This window comes from Xanthomarina sp. GH4-25, from assembly GCF_045363175.1.
In the GTDB taxonomy this organism is placed as follows: Bacteria; Bacteroidota; Bacteroidia; order Flavobacteriales; family Flavobacteriaceae; genus Xanthomarina.
The window spans coordinates 210,531-229,613 of record NZ_JBJFLO010000004.1 but is presented as its reverse complement, the minus strand read 5'-3'; the positions used below and the strand labels follow the sequence as shown (position 1 = coordinate 229,613).

The 19,083-nt window shown below is 33.2% G+C and carries 21 protein-coding genes; 19 read left to right on the top strand and 2 right to left on the bottom strand.

Annotated elements, in window-relative coordinates; genetic code table 11:
• Positions 1-14: 14 nt before the first annotated feature.
• From ACI5KZ_RS07385 to ACI5KZ_RS07375, 3 genes are all read left to right on the top strand, one after another.
• Positions 15-791 (top strand): alpha/beta fold hydrolase, encoded by a 777-nt coding sequence (locus ACI5KZ_RS07385; protein ID WP_406847327.1) that lies wholly within the window; start codon positions 15-17, stop codon positions 789-791.
• A gap of 60 nt (positions 792-851) precedes the next feature.
• Complete coding sequence (locus ACI5KZ_RS07380; RefSeq protein WP_109308335.1) at positions 852-1,115, top strand: hypothetical protein; 264 nt, start codon at positions 852-854, stop codon at positions 1,113-1,115.
• Between the two features lie 71 nt (positions 1,116-1,186).
• Positions 1,187-1,414 (top strand): hypothetical protein, encoded by a 228-nt coding sequence (locus tag ACI5KZ_RS07375; protein WP_109308334.1) that lies wholly within the window; start codon positions 1,187-1,189, stop codon positions 1,412-1,414.
• On the opposite strand, the gene thiL is transcribed toward ACI5KZ_RS07375, so the two are convergent.
• Positions 1,404-2,450 (bottom strand): thiamine-phosphate kinase, encoded by a 1,047-nt coding sequence (gene thiL, locus ACI5KZ_RS07370; RefSeq protein ID WP_109308333.1) that lies wholly within the window; start codon positions 2,448-2,450, stop codon positions 1,404-1,406. The two genes, ACI5KZ_RS07375 and thiL, sit on opposite strands and share 11 nt — an antisense overlap.
• Before the next feature lie 266 nt (positions 2,451-2,716).
• Between thiL and ACI5KZ_RS07365 the strand changes: the two genes are divergently transcribed.
• The 16 genes from ACI5KZ_RS07365 (at position 2,717) to ACI5KZ_RS07290 (ending at position 17,767) form a co-directional block, all read left to right on the top strand.
• Complete coding sequence (locus tag ACI5KZ_RS07365; RefSeq protein ID WP_406847326.1) at positions 2,717-4,198, top strand: choice-of-anchor B family protein; 1,482 nt, start codon at positions 2,717-2,719, stop codon at positions 4,196-4,198.
• 13 nt (positions 4,199-4,211) lie between these two features.
• On the top strand, positions 4,212-5,555 hold the full coding sequence (locus tag ACI5KZ_RS07360; protein ID WP_406847325.1) for a hypothetical protein: 1,344 nt from the start codon (positions 4,212-4,214) through the stop codon (positions 5,553-5,555).
• A 2-nt stretch (positions 5,556-5,557) separates the two neighbouring features.
• Positions 5,558-6,343, top strand: coding sequence for an MbnP family protein (locus ACI5KZ_RS07355; RefSeq protein WP_406847324.1), 786 nt, complete (start codon positions 5,558-5,560; stop codon positions 6,341-6,343).
• Positions 6,343-7,413 carry a cytochrome-c peroxidase gene (locus ACI5KZ_RS07350; protein WP_109308330.1) on the top strand — a complete coding sequence of 357 codons (1,071 nt, stop codon included), beginning with the start codon at positions 6,343-6,345 and terminating at the stop codon, positions 7,411-7,413. The genes ACI5KZ_RS07355 and ACI5KZ_RS07350 overlap by 1 nt, the downstream gene beginning before the upstream one ends.
• Positions 7,414-7,606: 193 nt before the next feature.
• On the top strand, positions 7,607-7,936 hold the full coding sequence (locus tag ACI5KZ_RS07345; RefSeq protein WP_109308329.1) for an iron-sulfur cluster assembly accessory protein: 330 nt from the start codon (positions 7,607-7,609) through the stop codon (positions 7,934-7,936).
• 72 nt (positions 7,937-8,008) lie between these two features.
• Positions 8,009-9,457, top strand: a complete 1,449-nt coding sequence (gene sufB, locus ACI5KZ_RS07340) for a Fe-S cluster assembly protein SufB (RefSeq protein ID WP_109308328.1) — start codon at positions 8,009-8,011, stop codon at positions 9,455-9,457.
• Positions 9,458-9,525: 68 nt separating this feature from the next.
• On the top strand, positions 9,526-9,936 hold the full coding sequence (locus tag ACI5KZ_RS07335; protein WP_109308327.1) for a hypothetical protein: 411 nt from the start codon (positions 9,526-9,528) through the stop codon (positions 9,934-9,936).
• Between the two features lie 72 nt (positions 9,937-10,008).
• Positions 10,009-10,761: a Fe-S cluster assembly ATPase SufC gene (gene sufC / locus ACI5KZ_RS07330; RefSeq protein WP_109308326.1), complete on the top strand. Its 753-nt coding sequence runs from the start codon at positions 10,009-10,011 to the stop codon at positions 10,759-10,761.
• A 77-nt stretch (positions 10,762-10,838) separates the two neighbouring features.
• Positions 10,839-12,152 carry a Fe-S cluster assembly protein SufD gene (gene sufD, locus ACI5KZ_RS07325; RefSeq protein ID WP_406847323.1) on the top strand — a complete coding sequence of 438 codons (1,314 nt, stop codon included), beginning with the start codon at positions 10,839-10,841 and terminating at the stop codon, positions 12,150-12,152.
• Complete coding sequence (locus tag ACI5KZ_RS07320; protein ID WP_406847322.1) at positions 12,152-13,387, top strand: aminotransferase class V-fold PLP-dependent enzyme; 1,236 nt, start codon at positions 12,152-12,154, stop codon at positions 13,385-13,387. The genes sufD and ACI5KZ_RS07320 overlap by 1 nt, the downstream gene beginning before the upstream one ends.
• A 51-nt stretch (positions 13,388-13,438) precedes the next feature.
• Complete coding sequence (locus ACI5KZ_RS07315; RefSeq protein WP_109308324.1) at positions 13,439-14,236, top strand: META domain-containing protein; 798 nt, start codon at positions 13,439-13,441, stop codon at positions 14,234-14,236.
• A 51-nt stretch (positions 14,237-14,287) separates the two neighbouring features.
• On the top strand, positions 14,288-14,710 hold the full coding sequence (locus ACI5KZ_RS07310) for a SufE family protein (protein ID WP_109308323.1): 423 nt from the start codon (positions 14,288-14,290) through the stop codon (positions 14,708-14,710).
• Between the two features lie 65 nt (positions 14,711-14,775).
• Positions 14,776-15,102: a DUF59 domain-containing protein gene (locus tag ACI5KZ_RS07305; protein ID WP_109308322.1), complete on the top strand. Its 327-nt coding sequence runs from the start codon at positions 14,776-14,778 to the stop codon at positions 15,100-15,102.
• A gap of 55 nt (positions 15,103-15,157) precedes the next feature.
• Positions 15,158-15,670: a DUF2480 family protein gene (locus ACI5KZ_RS07300; protein WP_109308321.1), complete on the top strand. Its 513-nt coding sequence runs from the start codon at positions 15,158-15,160 to the stop codon at positions 15,668-15,670.
• Between the two features lie 115 nt (positions 15,671-15,785).
• On the top strand, positions 15,786-16,724 hold the full coding sequence (locus tag ACI5KZ_RS07295) for a DUF3078 domain-containing protein (protein ID WP_406847321.1): 939 nt from the start codon (positions 15,786-15,788) through the stop codon (positions 16,722-16,724).
• 122 nt (positions 16,725-16,846) lie between these two features.
• Positions 16,847-17,767 carry a DUF3078 domain-containing protein gene (locus ACI5KZ_RS07290; protein ID WP_109308319.1) on the top strand — a complete coding sequence of 307 codons (921 nt, stop codon included), beginning with the start codon at positions 16,847-16,849 and terminating at the stop codon, positions 17,765-17,767.
• Between the two features lie 42 nt (positions 17,768-17,809).
• Here the strand turns inward: ACI5KZ_RS07290 and hflX are convergent, their stop codons facing one another.
• Entirely contained in the window at positions 17,810-19,021 is a 1,212-nt protein-coding gene (hflX, locus tag ACI5KZ_RS07285) for a GTPase HflX (RefSeq protein ID WP_109308318.1), read from the bottom strand.
• Between the last annotated feature and the right edge of the window lie 62 nt (positions 19,022-19,083).

Here is a 19,083-nt window from a genome sequence, read left to right as displayed (position 1 = left end):
AAGATAGTTTAAATATGATTTTAGAGCATAAAGGCATTCAAATAAATTACAATGTGCAAGGAGAAGGTGATGCCATAGTACTTCTTCATGGTTTTCTTGAAAATAGTAGCATGTGGGATTCATTAATTCCAGAAATTATAAAAAAGCATCAAACAATTTCCATAGATTTATTGGGGCATGGCAAAACAGGCTGTCTAGGCTACATCCACAGTATGGAACTTATGGCAGAAGCTATTGAAGCTGTTTTGGCCTTTTTAAAAATTGAACAAGCTGTATTTATAGGTCACTCTATGGGAGGATATGTGGCCTTAGCTTTTGCTGAAAAAAATCCAGATGCTATTATTGGTTTATGTTTAATGAATTCAACATTTGAAGCAGACGATGAAGACCGAAAACTTTTAAGAACAAGAGCTAACAAAATGGTGAAAACCAATTTCAAGAATATGGTTAGAATGTCTTTTACCAATTTGTTTAGTAATGAAAGTAAAATTCGATTTAAAAAAGAAATTGAAGTCGGAATTAATCAAGCTTTAAAAACACCTTTACAAGGATACATGGCTTGTAATGAAGGAATGAAAATTAGAAAAAATAAGGAACATTTTTTTAAAAGCCTTCCTACAAAAAAATTAATAATCATTGGAACTAAAGACCCTGTAGTTGAAGTAGATATCATAAAAAAGAAGCTAATCAATTCTGATGTTGAAATAATAGAGTTTCCCGGCGGCCATATGTCTCATATTGAAAATACGAAAGAATTAACCTACAACTTGATGCATTTCATCGAAAAATAAGTGCTTTTTAGCTGTGTTATTGCTTTTTTATTTAAGTTAGTCTTCCCAAACACCAAGAAAATGAACAAATCTACCAACAACCGAAACCTACTTAAAGTTTATTGCGATCTTTTTGGACACAATTATGAAGTCTCCAAAAAGATAACATCTCACGTTAAAGAATACACCTGCAAGTGTTGCAAAAAAGAATTAACTACAAATAGCAACGGAAATCTTATAGAACTCACCCCTAAATACCGGGAAATAAACAATTTATTAGAAGATTTTTATAACAGACGAATGATGCGTTTAAAGAACAAATCACTCGTTTCGTCTATTTATTAGCATCTTTCACGACGTTTCATTTATATTTTGTTATATTAATTTTCTGAAAAATAATTGATTATAGCAAAACCATGAAAAATCTGATTTGTTCCCTCGTAGGTCACGATTTTAAAGTAACAAAAAAAGTGACCAATCATGTCAACGAATTTCAGTGTTTACACTGCAAAAAACAAATGACAACAAATAGTAATGGAACTCTTTCTCCATTAACAGCTAAACAAAAAGAAATAAACTTCCTTCTAAGTTATATACATAATAAAAAGAAGAAAAAACAAGCGCATTTAACTACTAATTGCTAAAAGAACTCCAGCCTTGTGCTTTTAATGCAATACTAGTTTCTGCTCTTGTTATTAAATGCATTCCTGCAGAAGCTTCTTTCATATAGCCAATGACAGTAAAATTAGGATTGCCTTTAATTTTTGCAAAATCTTCTTGAGAAACTGTAAAAAGCAATTCGTAATCTTCACCTCCATTTATGGCAACCGTTGTACTATCTATATTAAATTCTTCACAGGTAGAAATCACCTGAGGGTCTAAAGGAATTTTATTTTCATACAAATCACAGCCAACATTACTTTGCTTACATAAGTGTAATATTTCAGAAGATAATCCATCGCTAATATCAATCATAGAAGTTGGTTTTACCTCTAATTCCTTTAATAGCTTAATAATATCTTTTCTGGCTTCAGGTTTTAATTGCCTTTCAATTATATATGTGTAGTTCTCTAAATCTGGTTGATTTTGCGGGTTTACTTTAAAAACTTCTTTTTCTCTTTCTAAAACCTGTAACCCCATATAAGCAGCACCTAAATCTCCCGAAACAACTAACAAATCGTTTGGTTTTGCGCCACTTCTATAAACAACATCCTTAGCATCAACAATACCAATGGCTGTAACTGAAATAATTAATCCAGTAGTTGAAGAGGTCGTGTCTCCTCCAACAACATCGATATTATAAATATTTGCTGCTGTATTTATTCCATCATAAAGCGCTTCTAAAGCTTCCATAGGAAACCTATTTGAAACCGCTATAGAAACTGTTACTTGTGTAGCCTGAGCATTCATTGCAAATACATCAGACAAATTAACCACAATAGCCTTATAACCTAAGTGCTTAAGTGGCATATAACTTAAATCAAAATGCACTCCTTCTACAAGCATATCTGTAGTAACTACTACTTGATTGTTATTTAAATCTAAAACAGCAGCATCATCTCCAACACCTTTAATTGTGGAGTCATGCTTCACCTTAAAGTCTTTTGTTAAATGCTCTATAAGTCCGAATTCTCCTAACTCACTCAATGGAGTTTTACTCTGGTTTTTATCTTCTATCATAATGCAAAAATAAGAAGCTTAATGATATGTCCATGCATAAATAGTTGATAATTCCGTACATAATTTTACAAAAGATTATACATTTAATACAAAATTAGATAGGGAAACAACTCCTTTTTGCATTATTCTGTTATTTTTGTGGGTATAAATCTATACTCAACTATAAATGAGTCTGAAGGTTTTAAATAATAACTAAACAATATTCATTTATATGAATGCGTTTAAACACAATACCCTATCTCAATTATTAACATAAAAACTTGCTAATGCTTACCTTTAAAAAAACATTGAATTTTTTAAAAATATTTTTATTTGGATTTGTTATCTTAACCTGCTTTCTGGCTTGCGATGACGAGCCTGTAGACCCCTTAGTTATTGTTGACACGGATGACGATGGCATTCCAGATGCAACCGACAACTGTCCAGAAATATTTAATCCGAATCAAGAAGATTTAAACGATAACGGAATTGGTGACGCTTGTGAAGACATTGTTAATAATGATTTAGATGATGATGGCATATTAAACGACGACGATAACTGTCCATTAGTTGCAAATTCTGGACAAGAAGATTCTGATAATGATGGTATTGGTGATGCTTGCGATGATGTATTTAATTTAACACCATTATATCCATGTGAAAATGGCATGGCTGGACCATACTCCTGTAACGACTACGATTTAATGGGTTATATTCCACTAGACGAGTTAGCCGAGCCAGGAGCAGAAGGAAACGATTCTTGGGGATGGACAGACACAACAACCAATAAAGAATATGCGCTTATTTGTTCAACACATGGAACTGCATTTGTCGATATTACAAATCCAACAGCTCCTATTTTACTTGGTAAATTAGCAAGTGCAAATCCTGGACATAGTGGCAATGTGTGGAGAGATGTTAAGACTTATAATAATTATGCTTTTATAGTTAGTGAAGCAGCTGGACATGGTATGCAAGTTTTCGATTTAACCAGATTAAGAAATGTAGCAAATCCACCCGAAACATTTACTGCTGATGCACATTTTACTGAATTTGGAAGTGCACACAACATTGTAATTAACGAAACTTCTGGTTATGCATATATTGTTGGAAGTAATGTAAATTCTGGAGGCCCTTTATTTATTAATATTCAAAATCCAACAAACCCTGTAAACGAAGGTAGTTTTCCTGGATATTCTCACGATGCTCAAGTTGTAACGTATAATGGCCCTGATCCTGATTATACTGGACAAGAAATTTTAATTGGGTCTAATGCTAATGAAGTTGTAATAGCAAATGTTACGGATAAAAATAACCCTACAACCATTGCAACGGCAACTTATAACAATATTGGCTATGTCCATCAAGGTTGGTTTACAGAAGATATGAATTATTTTATATTAGGAGATGAGCTAGATGAACAAAACTTTGGAAACAATACCAGAACACTTGTGTTCGATTTCACAGATTTAGACAACCCAAGTGTCCACATGGATTATAATGGCCCAACAGCTGCAATAGACCACAATGGATATGTAAAAGGAAATGATTATTACCTCTCTAATTATTCGGCAGGATTGAGAATCATTGATATTTCTAATATCTCCTCTAATACTATGAATGAAACTGGTTTTTTCGATACACATCCCGAAAATAACAATGCAAGTTTCGAAGGCGCATGGAATGTGTATCCATATTTTCCAAGCGGTAATATTATTGTAAGCGATATTGAAAGAGGCCTATTTATTGTTAGAAAAAGTGGCACTTAATAAAAGTAACTTCATGTTATTTAATAGACACATAGCATCTATACTACTTCTACAATTCTTTATTTCATTATGTAGTTGTAACTCAGATGACAACCCTACATCTTCAGATGAACCTCAAAATTCAATGGGATTTGTTACCACTTATGGTGGTTCAAAAAACGATAGAGCCCAATCTGTTACTAAAACTAGTGATGGTGGTTATGCCATATTAGGGTACACACAAAGTAATGATGGTGATATTTTAGATAAACCTCTTGAAGGCTACAACTATTGGGTTTTAAAATTCGATTCTTATAATACACTTCAATGGTCTAAAACCTATGGAGGTTCGGCAGATGATAGAGGGAATAGTATCATTCAGACTCATGATGGTGGTTATGCCATTTTAGGATATACTTATAGTAACGACCAGGATATTTCATTTAATGCTGGACAACAGGATTACTGGGTTTCAAAATTAGATGCATCTGGAAACATTCTTTGGGAAGCATCTTTTGGGTATGCTGGTTTAGATAATGGCACGTCATTGATTCAAACTACAGACAATGGTTTTCTTCTAGTTGGCGTTTTAGATGTTACTGCTTCCGGAGGCGATGGCGACACAAAAATGAATAATTACAAACATGCTGGCGGAGATTATTGGGCTATTAAGCTTGATGCTGGTGGCAATAAACAATGGAGCAAATATTATGGCGGATCTTTTACAGATACACCTTACGATGTTGTTCAAACTTCAGATAACGGCTATATCATTGTTGGATCCTCAGATAGTAACGATGTAGATATTTCTAACAACTTAGGAGGATACGATTTTTGGGTTATTAAAATTGCTGAAACAGGAGAACTCCTCTGGGAAAAAAATTACGGTGGCTCACAAATTGATGAAGCCAGATCTATTGTCGCTACATCTGATGGTAATTTTTTAATTGTGGGAGACACAAGGAGTAATGATTTAGATGTGTCTCAAAATTCAGGTGGCGCCGATGTTTGGGTTATTAAAATTGCTGAAACAGGAGAACTCCTCTGGGAAAAATCCTTTGGCGGTAGTAGTTTCGATGTCAGTCGTTCTGTAAAAACAACTCAAGACGATGGGTTCTTAATTGCTGGAAGCTCTAGAAGTGCCGATGGCGACTTAACTAAAAACCAAGGGCAAAATGATGCTTGGGTCTTTAAAATAAATTCTGAAGGCTCGCTGATTTGGCAAAAATCAGTTGGTGGTTCAAACATTGATTACGCTTACGATGCCACAGAATTAAATGATAATTCTATAATCGCAATTGGCGACTCTGAAAGTACAGATGGAGATCTAACCCAAAATAAAGGGTTTTCAGACGCCTTAATTATTAAAATAAAATGAAAATGAAAAAAATAATGACCTTTGTTGTTTTTTGTTTAGTGATTATTTCATGTAAGAATGATGATGACGAAATAATCTGTTGCCAACAACCAATAGTTACAGATGTCACATTTACATTTTCTCATAATTGGGATGATAACGACGTTAATAGTAGTGACTTTAATACCACACAATACACCAATGCCAATGGAGAAATATTAACAATTTCAAAAATTCGTTATTTGTTATCTCATTTCGAATTAGTAAATACTAATGGCAATAGCTTTCCATTAACTGGTTATAATTTAATCGATTTGTCTAATCCTGATAGTTTTACATTCAACACAACTATTGCAGATGGCATTGTTTATCCAGGACTTTACACCTTAAAATTTAATTACGGCTTCAATGAAGAAGATAATATCGATGGTGCCTATCCTGATTTAAACTCAGCCTCGTGGAATTGGCCAACAATGCTTGGTGGAGGTTATCACTTTTTACAGTTTGATGGTATGTTCAATGTCAACACAACAGCTCCAAGCCCTTTTAATTACCACAATGGAACAGCTAAAATTAGTGATGGGGTTTTTGAACAAAACTTTGTGAGCTTTGAATTTTTTCCTGAAATTGTAATAGAGCCTAATACTTCTATTGAAATAAAAATGGATCTATCTGAATTCTTTAAAAACCCAATAGTATGGGACTTAAACACCTACAATACATCATTAATGCCAAATTACGATGCTCAAAAAATGATGCAACAAAATGTAGGTTCCGTTTTTTCTATAGGTCAAATAACTCAAGAGTAATGAAAAAATGGTTGGTTTATAGCATTTTGTGTATTTGTTTGTCGTGTTCAAACGAACCTACAGATGCCGATACAGATATGTATGTGCCAACGCCTAGTCCGTTGCAAATTCCCGAATTATTTGAAAATTTAATCATTCCTCCGGTCATTCCAATAAATAACCCTCAAACTGTTGATGGTATTTCACTTGGTAAAAAATTATTTTTCGACCCTATTCTTTCTGCCAATAACTCTCAAGCTTGTGCATCATGCCATAATCCACAAAATGCTTTTACAGATAACGCAAAGTTTAGTATAGGCATCGACGGCATAGCTGGAAATAGAAATTCCATGCCCTTATTCAATATGGCTTGGAATTACGATGAATTATTTTTTTGGGATGGCCATGCCTTTAGTTTAGAGCATCAAGCTCTAGAGCCTGTTACAAACCCGATAGAGATGCACAATACTTGGAATGTTGTAGTTTCAAGACTTCAAGAGAGTACCGAATACCCAGAGTTATTCCGTAAAGCGTTTGGTAATGTACCAATCACTAAAGAATTAGCAACTAAGGCCATTGCTCAATTTGAAAGAACATTAATTTCTGCTAATTCTAAATTCGATCGTTATTTACTTGGCGAAGCAGTATTAACTCCCGAAGAAGAAAATGGTTTAAATGTCTTCATGGATGAAAATCGAGGCGACTGTTTCCACTGTCATGGCAATCCTAATAACCCTCTATGGACAGATAACATCTTTCACAACAATGGTTTAGACGCCACGTTTTCAGACCTTGGTTTGGGACAAGTTAGTGGTGACCCTGCTGATAATGGAAAATTCAAATCCCCTTCTCTTAGAAATTTAGCTTTTACGGCTCCTTTTATGCACGATGGTAGATTTAACACTTTAGATGAAGTCATAAATCATTATAGCGAAGGGTTAGTATATTCGCCAACTATTGACCCATTAATGAAGAAAGTAGACGAAGGTGGTGTACATTTAACTCCTCAAGATAAATCAGACCTTAAAGCCTTCTTACTGTCTCTTTCAGACCCCTCATTTATTAACAATCCAGACTTCCAAATGCCATAACTAAAACCTATTGACTTATATGCTAATATAATGTTAGGTTCCATGGTAAAATAAGACATATATTGTATCTTTGCGTTTCTATTTAGAAACCTTCTTAATAAAAACCACTTTATTTAAAAGTGGTTAAGATTATAAAAGGTTGAACCTTGCTAATAGAATATTAATAAACATATTGAATTAATCTATTTAATTTATGATTAAAGTATCTGAAACAGCCAAAAAAAAAGTAACCGAATTAATGTCTGAAGATGGTTTTAACGCAACTACAGACTACATTCGTGTTGGCGTGAAAAGCGGTGGTTGCTCTGGTTTGTCTTACGATTTAAAATTTGACAAAGAACAACAAGAAGAAGATAAGGTTTTTGAAGACAATGGGGTTAAAATTATAGTCGATAAAAAAAGCTTTTTATATCTTATTGGAACAACTCTTGAATATTCAGGAGGTTTAAATGGTGCTGGCTTTGTATTTAACAATCCCAATGCAAATAGAACTTGTGGTTGTGGTGAATCATTTTCGCTTTAAAAACTACCAAATCTGCCAAGAGGCAGAAACGTTTTCCTAAAAAGGAAATCTTTTTAAAAATTATTAGAATCTATGACTAAATATACAGAAGACGATTTAAGAGAAGAGTTAAAAACCAAAGAATACGAATATGGTTTTTATACTGATATTGAATCAGACACGTTTCCTGTTGGCTTAAACGAAGAGATTGTTAAAGCCATCTCTCTTAAAAAGGAAGAACCAGAATGGATGACAGCTTGGCGACTTGAAGCATTTCGTGCTTGGAAAGAAATGATTGAACCAGAATGGGCTAATGTTGATTATGTAAAACCCGATTTTCAAGCTATTTCTTATTATTCTGCTCCAAACAGCAAACCTAAATACGATAGTCTTGACCAAGTGGATCCAGAATTATTAGAAACCTTTAAGAAACTAGGTATCTCTATAGACGAGCAAAAAAAACTAACTGGAGTAGCCATGGATGTCGTTATTGACTCCGTTTCAGTTGCAACCACATTCAAAAAATCCCTTAACGAAAAAGGCATTATTTTTTGTTCTATCAGTGAAGCTATTAGAGAACATCCTGAATTAGTAAGAAAATATATTGGCACTGTAGTTCCGCAAAAAGATAATTTTTATGCGGCTTTAAATTCTGCAGTTTTTAGTGATGGTAGTTTTTGTTACATCCCTAAAGGCGTTCGTTGCCCTATGGAATTATCAACCTATTTCAGAATCAACCAGGCAGGAACAGGGCAATTCGAACGTACGTTATTAATTGCAGACGAAGATAGTTATGTAAGTTATTTAGAAGGATGTACTGCTCCAAGTAGGGACGAAAATCAGTTACATGCTGCTGTTGTAGAACTTATTGCCATGGATGGTGCCGAAATTAAATATTCAACCGTTCAAAACTGGTATCCAGGAAATGACGAAGGAAAAGGTGGTGTTTACAACTTTGTAACCAAACGTGGAATTTGCGAAAAAAACGCTAAAATATCATGGACACAAGTAGAAACAGGATCAGCAATTACCTGGAAATACCCAAGTTGTATCTTAAAAGGAGATAATTCGGTTGGCGAATTTTACTCAATTGCAGTCACCAATAATTTTCAACAAGCAGATACAGGAACTAAAATGATTCATTTGGGAAAAAACACCAAATCAACCATTATTTCTAAAGGTATCTCTGCAGGTAAATCTCAAAACTCATATAGAGGGTTGGTTAAAATAGGTCCTAATGCAGACAATGCACGTAATTTTTCGCAGTGTGATAGTTTGTTAATGGGTAACGAATGTGGCGCACACACGTTCCCATACATAGAAGCTAAAAACAAATCAGCTATAATAGAACACGAAGCTACAACAAGTAAAATTGGAGAAGATCAGATTTTCTATTGTAACCAACGTGGTATCGATACTGAAAAAGCCATTGCTCTAATTGTAAATGGTTTTAGTAAAGAAGTCTTAAATAAGCTTCCAATGGAATTTGCCATTGAAGCACAAAAACTATTAGAGATTTCTTTAGAAGGAAGTGTTGGATAAAAAATGTTAGGTCAAGTATAATCGAGGTACTAGACCAGGAATTTAATAAAAATGTTTAAAAATTAATTATGAAAAAAGTATTCATCTTAATCTTAACTGTTGCAACTTTTATAAGTTGTAAAAATGATTCTAAAACGGAGACTGTTGAAACCGAAAATGGTAAAGCAGCATTTCAACACGACGGTTTAACTTTATTAAAAGGAGAGTTTGTTTATTATGCAGATGCTGCAGTTCTTCAAACAACTCAAGAAGTTTACGGTGTTGTTATTAATGAAAAAATGCACGAATTAGATAATCAAGCAAAACCATACAAGTTAGAAGCAACAGACATGGTTCCTGTAGAAGTAAAAGGTAAAATTATTCCAAAGCCAGAAGGTGAAGAAGGATGGCCGTTTAGAGTTGAGATTATAGAAATAATTAAGGTTAACAAGCCAGATCCAAATAAAAACGATGTGGTAAAATTAGGAGGTCAAGAGTAGCCTACATTACTAGAATTAATAAACAAAAAAAATATCAGACACCTATTAAAAGGTATCTAAAGATTAAATAATATGTTAGAGATAAAAAACCTACACGCAAGTGTTGAAGATAAAGCGATATTAAGAGGCATTAATTTAGTGGTTAAGCCTGGTGAAGTTCATGCTATTATGGGACCTAATGGTTCTGGAAAAAGCACATTAGCTTCAGTCATTGCTGGAAAAGAAGAATACGAAGTTACAGAAGGTGAGATTCTTCTTAACAATGAAGATATTGATGAGTTAGCTGCTGAAGAACGTGCACATAAAGGTGTCTTTTTATCGTTTCAATATCCAATTGAAATCCCTGGTGTTTCGGTAACTAACTTCATGAAAACAGCTATTAATGAAACTCGTAAAGCTAAAGGCCTTGAAGAAATGCCTGCAAAAGACATGTTGAAACTGATTCGTGAGAAAGCTGAACTTTTAGAAATCGACAGAAAATTTTTATCACGTTCTTTAAACGAAGGGTTTTCCGGTGGAGAGAAAAAAAGAAACGAAATTTTCCAAATGGCCATGTTAGAGCCTAAACTTGCCATTCTAGACGAAACAGATTCTGGTTTAGATATTGATGCTTTACGTATTGTTGCAAACGGTGTTAATAAACTAAAAAGTAAAGACAATGCTGTAATAGTTATTACGCATTACCAACGTTTATTAGAATATATTGTCCCTGATTTTGTTCACGTTTTATATGACGGAAGGATTGTAAAATCTGGAGGAAAAGAATTAGCACATCAACTAGAAGAGAAAGGCTACGACTGGATTAAAGAAGAAGTAAACGCTTAAAAAGTTTACAATAATCGTTGACAGAAATCGACTTTCATATTGAACAAGCTTGAAATAGAGCATTGAACATTGAAAAAATGGAATTAAAAGAAAAACTCATATCATCCTTTTTAGCATTTGAAAACCATGTGGATTTAGATTCACCAATTCACGATGTTAGAACTGAAGCTATAAAAATATTCGAAAACCAAGGTTTTCCTACTAAAAAAGAAGAAGCTTGGAAATACACGTCTTTAAATAGTATTTTAAAACACGATTATAGCGTGTTTCCAAAACACGAGAAAAACATAGAGTACAACGATGTTAAAAAGTATTTTATCCACGAAATAGACAGTTACAAAATTGTTTTTATCGACGGGAAATATTCTTCACACCTATCTCAAACCACACACGATGGTATAGATGTTTGTTTGATGTCTGCTGCTTTAAACAAACCAAAATACCGATTAATTATTGAAAACTATTTCAATAAAATTGCTCCTAAAGACAGTTTAAACTCTTTAAATACCGCTTTCTCTCAAGAAGGTGCTTATATACAGATTCCAAAGAACAAACTTGTTGAAAAACCAATTCAAGTCATTCACTTTTCAACAGGCAATGAAGCTGCTTTAATGAATCAACCACGAAATTTAATTGTGGTGAATGAAAATTCGCATGTGCAAATTATAGAACGTCACCAAAGTTTAACAGACAATCCTGTATTAACTAATAGTGTTACTGAAATTTTTGCAAACAAACGTGCTATTGTAGATTACTACAAGATTCAAAACGATAACGAACATGCCTCTTTAATTGATAATACCTTTATCAATCAAAAACAAGAAAGTCATTGTTCGGTTCATACGTTTTCATTTGGTGGAAAATTAACACGTAACAATCTTAATTTTTATCAAAATGGCGAACGCATCGATTCGACATTAAAAGGAGTTACCATTATTGGTAAGAAACAGCATGTGGATCATAACACATTAGTGCATCATATAGAGCCAAATTGCGAAAGCCATCAAGATTACAAAGGTATTTTTGATGATAGTTCAACTGGTGTTTTCAACGGAAAAGTACTTGTAGATAAGGAAGCTCAAAAAACAAATGCGTTTCAATCAAACAACAACATTTTAGTAAGCGACAAAGCATCTATAAACACGAAGCCTCAATTGGAAATTTTTGCAGACGATGTAAAATGCTCTCATGGATGTACTATTGGGCAATTAGACGAGAGTGCCATGTTTTACATGCGTTCTCGTGGTATTCCTGAAAAAGAGGCCAAAGGATTGTTAATGTATGCTTTTAGTAATAATGTATTGAGTTCGGTTAAAATTCCAGAAATTAAACAACGAATTACTAAAATTATTGCTACCAAATTAGGTGTAAATATTGGATTTGATTTATAATGAAAGTAAATTCATCAAATAATTTTAATATAGATAAAATAAGAAAAGACTTCCCCATACTTTCAAGAAAAGTAAACGGAAAACCTTTAGTGTATTTAGACAATGGAGCTACATCCCAAACTCCAACACAAGTTATTGATGTAATTGTAGATTATTACTCTAACTATAATGCGAATATACATAGAGGCGTACATACTCTAAGTCAGGAAGCAACAGACAAATACGAAGAAGCCAGACATAAAATCCAAAAACATTTTAATGCCAAGCATGCACATGAAATTATCATGACGTCTGGCACAACAGAAAGCATCAATTTAGTGGCTCATGGTTTTGGGTCTTTACTTACAAAAGGGGATGAAATTATTGTTTCAGCCCTAGAGCATCATAGTAATATTGTGCCTTGGCAAATGTTATGTGAAAAAACTGGAGCTACTTTGAAAGTCATTCCTATGAATGATGCAGGTGAACTGGTTATGGGTGAATACAATAACTTACTTTCAGAAAACACAAAATTAGTTTTTGTCAATCATATTTCAAATGCTTTAGGAACTATTAACCCTATAGAAGAAATTATTGAAAAAGCCCATCAAGTTGGAGCTGCTGTTTTAGTTGATGGTGCTCAAGCCTGTCCTCATGTAAAACCAGATGTACAAGCACTTGATGTTGATTTCTACGTCGCTTCAGCTCATAAAATGTGTGGTCCAACAGGTGTTGGCATGCTTTACGGAAAAGAAGCTTGGCTTAACAAATTACCACCATATCAAGGTGGTGGCGAAATGATTGCAGACGTTACTTTTGAAAAAACAACGTATGCAGACTTGCCTCATAAGTTTGAAGCAGGAACTCCCAATATTTGTGGTGGCATTGCTTTTGGGGCTGCTATAGATTATTTAAATGGTATTGGTTTCGAAAGTATTGCAGCTTATGAATATGAGCTTTTAGAGTATGCCACTAAGAAATTATTAGAGATTGAAGGGTTGAAAATTTATGGCACTTCCAAAAACAAGACCTCTGTTATTTCTTTTAATTTAGAAGGCATTCATCCATATGATGTAGGAACCATTCTTGACAAATTAGGAATAGCTGTTAGAACAGGTCACCATTGTGCTCAACCTATTATGGCATACTTTAAAATTCCTGGAACAATTAGAGCTTCTTTTGCATTCTATAACACCAAAGAAGAAGTCGATGTTTTAGTAGAAGGTGTGAAGAAAGCAAAAATGATGCTGACTTAAAATAGTTTGGCTTCCTTTTTGTATCTTCTATCTAAATTAAAATACAACACCATGAAATATTTGACAATTTTACTTAGCCTATTTACTTTTATGTCTTGTGGAAATTCTAAAGATGCCAAAGCTATGGAAAACAGCAATCAAATTATGGCTCAAATTCCTGGAACTTATCAAGTAACTTCTATTGAAAAGAATGATGCTTCCTCAAATAATTTAACCCTTCAATTTGATAATATAACTAAAACTGTTTCTGGGTTTTCTGGTTGTAACAGATTTACTGGAAATTATAAATTGGATGGAAATTCTATCACTCTAGGACCTTTAGCATCAACAAGAATGGCTTGCAAAGGCTCAGAAAACACAATAGAACAGAAAATGTTACAGGCTTTAAGTCAGGTGAATGTCATCCGATTTGAAAACCAAGAATTAATCTTATCAAATAACGATCTAGAACTTTTAAAAGCCACAAAATATTTTGAAGATAAAATAGCGATTGAAAACAATTACGTTATTGAATATACTGCTCAAACAAGAGGGTTTTACAATCACTATATATTTGAAAATGGCAGCTTATCTATTCAAAAAGACAGAACAACTTTTCCAGTAATTAAAACTTGTTCTCAAGAAGACATAAACATTTTAATAAGAGAAGTAGAAGCTATTGACCTAGAAAAATTAAAAACATTAAAAGCTCCAACAGAGAAAAGATTTGTAGATGCTGCAGCAATAGCTGTCTTGAAAGTTACATATCAAGGAGAAACATATCAAACTCCAGAATTCGACAATGGAGAACCAAATACGTACATTTCTTCCTTAGTTACATCCTTATTAGGATTAGCTGAAAAACAGTAAATAATTGATTAGGAGTAATACTTATTGTATTTTTGTATAAAATAAATTAAAGTGAACATTCAAGAAATTCAAAACGAAATTATAGATGAGTTTGCCATGTTTGACGATTGGGAAGAACGCTATCAATACATGATAGATTTAGGTAAAACCTTACCTCTTATCGACCAAAAATATAAAACGGACGACAACTTAATAAAAGGTTGTCAGAGTAAAGTCTGGGTTCATGCAGATTTAACAAACAATAATATTGTTTTTACTGCAGATAGCGATGCTATTATAACTAAAGGTATTATAGCTATTTTAATTCGTGTGTTTTCTAACCAACATCCAAAAGATATCATGAATGCAAATACAGATTTTATAGACGACATTGGTTTGAAAGAACATTTATCGCCAACACGTGCAAACGGTTTGGTAAGTATGATTAAACAATTAAAAATGTATGCCATTGCATACCAAACACAATTAAACTAATTTCGTTGATTGTTGTGTTTTAAAACAACTTTACAACAAATAGCTTAACAATAAATTTTAGAATCATGAGTAAAACAACCATAGACACAAACGCTTTAGGCGAAAAAATAGTCACTGTATTAAAAACTATTTACGATCCAGAGATTCCAGTAGATATTTACGAATTAGGTTTAATCTACGACGTTTTTGTAAACGAAGATTACGATGTGAAAATTTTAATGACACTTACTACTCCTAATTGTCCAGTAGCTGAGACCTTACCATTAGAGGTTGAAGAAAAAGTAAAATCGTTAAACGAGGTAAAATCTGCCATTGTTGAGATTACATTCGATCCTCCTTGGGGGCAAGAATTAATGAGCGAGGAAGCCAAGCTAGAACTTGGAATGCTTTAATAAACGTTCAGTAATCATTTTTACAATTTAACGTCAAAACGACAAACAATTAACCTTGGAAAAAGAAATCATAAATCGCGTTGCGAGCAGTAAATTAGTTGTCCTAGATTTAGAAGATTACTATCCAGAAGGAAAGCGCATAATATTTGACATAAAAGATTGGCTTTTTGAAGGGTTTGTATTGCGTGAAAAGGATTTTAGAGAACATGTGAAGCAACACAACTGGACGCAGTACAAAAATAGCTTTGTAGCTTTAACATGCTCTACAGATGCTATTGTACCAGCTTGGGCCTACATGTTAATTGTCCTAGAATTAGAATCTTTTGCTAAAAAAACCATAATTGGGGATCTTAACATGTTAGAATCTGCCATTTATCAAGAGATTATCAATCAATTAGATTTAGAACCTTTTAAAAACAAACCAGTTATTATTAAAGGCTGTTCTAATAAACCAGTACCAGTAAATGCCTATTTATTGATTTCAGAAAAGCTAAAACAAATAGCAACATCTATTATGTATGGGGAAGCATGCTCTTCTGTCCCTCTTTTTAAAAAACCAAAAATTTAACACTATTATATTTTTTAGTTATATTTACTTATTAGACTTTTCTATTTGATAAATATGAGCTAACCCTTATATTTGCAGACTTTTAATAATTAATTAATCTTTAAACACCCTTAAAATGACTAAAAAATTACTCACAATCCTTGTTTTAGTTTTTACTATTTCAACTGGTTTTTCTCAAACTAGAGAAGAATTAAAAGCTGAGCAAGCAGCAAAAAAAGATTCTATTAGTGCTCTTCAAGGGCAAGTAGATGATTTACAGAAACAAATAGATCAATTCCCAGGATGGAAATTTGGTGCTTTTGGTACTATTGGTGCTAGTTTTTCAAATTTCAATAACTGGTATGGTCAAGGTTCTCCTAACAATTCTGCAGGAAACATTACCATTACAGTAAATCCTCATGCAAAATTAGACAGAGAGAAATATTTTTGGTACAATACAGGAAATATCAACTTAAGCTGGGTTAAATTTGATGATAAAGATGACCCAAACGATGATGATAGTTTTAGAGAATCTAGTGATGTGTTTAGTGTCACTTCTCTATTTGGTTATAAATTAACAAAAAGCATCGCTGTTTCTACCTTAGGAGAATACAGAACAACTATTATTAAAAACTTTAACGACCCTGGTTATTTAGATCTTGGTGTTGGTATTACTTGGACTCCAATCGAGAATTTAATTGTTGTAGTACACCCATTAAACTACAACTTTGTATTTGCAGATAATGATGCCATTTTTGAATCGTCTCTTGGTGCTAAAGTAGTAGCTAACTATAACAGAGAATTTGGTGGTTTAAAATTTAACTCAAATCTTTCGGCTTTTATGAGTTATAAAGATTCCGACTTATCTAACTGGACATGGATTAACTCTTTAAGTTATACTGTTTGGAAAGGGATTGGTCTTGGTTTTGAAATTGGTTTAAGAGACAGCAAACAAGAAGCACTTAATTACGCGTTTGGACAATGGGATCCAGCAACTGAAGTTGAACCTAATTTTGAAAACGTAGATAACGATGTTCAAGTGTATACCACATTTGGATTAAGTTATAATTTCTAACATAACAGATGCTTTGAAAAACGCCTTTTTGGTTACAACCGTAGCTAGAAAGACGTTTTTTTAATTTAAAAAACAATCGGTATTCAAAAAATGATTTTAAGTACCATAAAAATTAAGACACAATGAAAAAAATATTATTATTTTTTGGTTTCATTTTCTCTGTGAGCCTTATGTATGGACAAACTTCAGAAACAGCTAAAGACTCATTAGAAGGCTGGTCTCATGAGGGTAAAATCACACTATTAATTAACCAATCTGCATTTTCAAACTGGCAACCTGGTGGCGACAATAATGCTGCTGCAAACCTAAGTGTTAATTATGCTTTCGATTATGTAAAAGGGCCTTGGCTATGGGATAATAAAATTCTTGCTAGCTATGGGGTAACCATCAACGATGATGATGGAATGCGTAAAACAGACGATAGATTAGAACTTAACTCTGTACTTGGACGTGCCATGAAAAAAAAATATTGGAGCTTTTCTTTCTTCATGAATTTTAGAACTCAATTTAGTGATGGTTACGATTATAATGACGATTTCCCTGGAGACAATGAAGATTATCCTGTATCTGGTTTTTTTAAACCAGCCTATTGGAGTTTTGGACCAGGTTTTTTATGGAAAAAAAGCAATAAATTAAATGTCAATTTAGCTCCTGTAACTTCTAAATTCACCTTTATAACAAGTGAAATTTACACTATTAATGACGACGATGGTGATAATGTATTCTATGAGTCTAGTAACGATGTTGAAACATATGGTGTAGCTCCTGGAAAGTCTTTACTATATGAATTTGGTATGAATATACGTGGATACTATAAGTTTGATATTATGAAAAACATATCCATGGAAAACATCTTAAACCTCTATTCTAATTACTTAAACAAACCAAAAAACATGGATATAGATTATACCATGAATATCGTTATGAAAATAAATGACGTATTTTCAACAAATCTTACTTTCCAAACAGTATATGATGATGATGCCTACCAAGGCTTTCAAATTCGAGAGGTTTTTGGTTTGGGCTTGAATGTGAGTTTTTAATAAAATAGATCCAAAAAAAAAGCGCCAAAATTGGCGCTTTTTTTATTCTTCTTCGTTATAATCTGGATATAAGAAGTTGTTATATGGAAAACGAGTAACATGAATCTCTCGAACCTCATCGTAAACCCGTTTTTTAAAATCATCTATATTTTCTTTATTTAATGCCGAAATAAATAAGGCATTATCCCCAACTCGATTCATCCAGGTCTTTTTCCATTCCTGTAAGGTATAATGTGCTTCTGATCTCTCTGCAATTAAATCGGTTTCGTCGAAAGGTTCAGGATGGTAGGCATCAATTTTATTAAAAACCATGATGGTTGGTTTGTCTGAACTATCTATTTCACCTAAAATTTTATTGACAGAATCTATATGGTGTTCAAAATTAGGATGAGAAATATCAACAATATGTAGTAATAAATCGGCTTCGCGAACTTCATCTAAAGTACTTTTAAAACTATCTACTAATTGAGTTGGTAACTTTCTAATAAACCCAACCGTATCACTTAATAAAAATGGCAAGTTTTGTATAACCACCTTTCTAACGGTTGTATCTAAAGTAGCAAAGAGTTTGTTTTCGGCAAAAACATCACTTTTACTAATCACGTTCATTAAAGTAGATTTCCCAACGTTAGTATAACCAACTAGAGCCACACGAACCATTTTACCACGATTCCCACGCTGAACAGCCATTTGTTTGTCGATGGTTTTAATTTTATCTTTTAAGAGTGAAATCTTGTCTCTAACAATACGTCTATCTGTTTCAATTTCTGTTTCACCAGGTCCACGCATTCCAATACCTCCTTTTTGACGTTCCAGATGCGTCCACATACCTTTTAATCGCGGTAATAAATACTCGCATTGGGCTAGTTCTACTTGCGTTCTAGCATAGCTGGTTTGTGCTCTTTGGGCAAAAATATCTAATATTAAGTTGGTTCTATCTAAAACTTTACATTCTAATATTTTACTAATATTTCTTTCTTGAGCAGCAGATAACTCGTCATCGAAAATGGCAGTTCCAATATCGTTTTCGCTAATAAATTTCCGAACATCTTCAATTTTACCTGTTCCAATAAATGTTTTTGGGTTAGGCATATCCATTTTCTGAGTAAAGCGTTTAATAACTTCGCCTCCTGCAGTATATGTTAAAAACGCCAATTCGTCTAAATACTCTTTAGATTTAGCTTCGTCTTGTTGTTTAGTGACAACCCCTATTAAAACAGCTCTTTCTAATTCAAAATCTTTCTTCTCTATCATAAATCTAAATAAAGTACAAAGTTACATAATTGTAAGCAGTTTAATTTGTATATTTTTGAAGT

Excerpts from the sequence above, each read along its gene's own strand:
- ACI5KZ_RS07385 (WP_406847327.1), top strand. The coding sequence starts at position 15 with ATGATTTTAGAGCATAAAGGCATTCAAATAAATTACAATGTGCAAGGA.
- ACI5KZ_RS07380 (WP_109308335.1), top strand. The coding sequence starts at position 852 with ATGAACAAATCTACCAACAACCGAAACCTACTTAAAGTTTATTGCGAT.
- ACI5KZ_RS07375 (WP_109308334.1), top strand. The coding sequence starts at position 1,187 with ATGAAAAATCTGATTTGTTCCCTCGTAGGTCACGATTTTAAAGTAACA.
- thiL (WP_109308333.1), bottom strand. The coding sequence starts at position 2,450 with ATGATAGAAGATAAAAACCAGAGTAAAACTCCATTGAGTGAGTTAGGA.
- ACI5KZ_RS07365 (WP_406847326.1), top strand. The coding sequence starts at position 2,717 with ATGCTTACCTTTAAAAAAACATTGAATTTTTTAAAAATATTTTTATTT.
- ACI5KZ_RS07360 (WP_406847325.1), top strand. The coding sequence starts at position 4,212 with ATGTTATTTAATAGACACATAGCATCTATACTACTTCTACAATTCTTT.
- ACI5KZ_RS07355 (WP_406847324.1), top strand. The coding sequence starts at position 5,558 with ATGAAAAAAATAATGACCTTTGTTGTTTTTTGTTTAGTGATTATTTCA.
- ACI5KZ_RS07350 (WP_109308330.1), top strand. The coding sequence starts at position 6,343 with ATGAAAAAATGGTTGGTTTATAGCATTTTGTGTATTTGTTTGTCGTGT.
- ACI5KZ_RS07345 (WP_109308329.1), top strand. The coding sequence starts at position 7,607 with ATGATTAAAGTATCTGAAACAGCCAAAAAAAAAGTAACCGAATTAATG.
- sufB (WP_109308328.1), top strand. The coding sequence starts at position 8,009 with ATGACTAAATATACAGAAGACGATTTAAGAGAAGAGTTAAAAACCAAA.
- ACI5KZ_RS07335 (WP_109308327.1), top strand. The coding sequence starts at position 9,526 with ATGAAAAAAGTATTCATCTTAATCTTAACTGTTGCAACTTTTATAAGT.
- sufC (WP_109308326.1), top strand. The coding sequence starts at position 10,009 with ATGTTAGAGATAAAAAACCTACACGCAAGTGTTGAAGATAAAGCGATA.
- sufD (WP_406847323.1), top strand. The coding sequence starts at position 10,839 with ATGGAATTAAAAGAAAAACTCATATCATCCTTTTTAGCATTTGAAAAC.
- ACI5KZ_RS07320 (WP_406847322.1), top strand. The coding sequence starts at position 12,152 with ATGAAAGTAAATTCATCAAATAATTTTAATATAGATAAAATAAGAAAA.
- ACI5KZ_RS07315 (WP_109308324.1), top strand. The coding sequence starts at position 13,439 with ATGAAATATTTGACAATTTTACTTAGCCTATTTACTTTTATGTCTTGT.
- ACI5KZ_RS07305 (WP_109308322.1), top strand. The coding sequence starts at position 14,776 with ATGAGTAAAACAACCATAGACACAAACGCTTTAGGCGAAAAAATAGTC.
- ACI5KZ_RS07295 (WP_406847321.1), top strand. The coding sequence starts at position 15,786 with ATGACTAAAAAATTACTCACAATCCTTGTTTTAGTTTTTACTATTTCA.
- ACI5KZ_RS07290 (WP_109308319.1), top strand. The coding sequence starts at position 16,847 with ATGAAAAAAATATTATTATTTTTTGGTTTCATTTTCTCTGTGAGCCTT.
- hflX (WP_109308318.1), bottom strand. The coding sequence starts at position 19,021 with ATGATAGAGAAGAAAGATTTTGAATTAGAAAGAGCTGTTTTAATAGGG.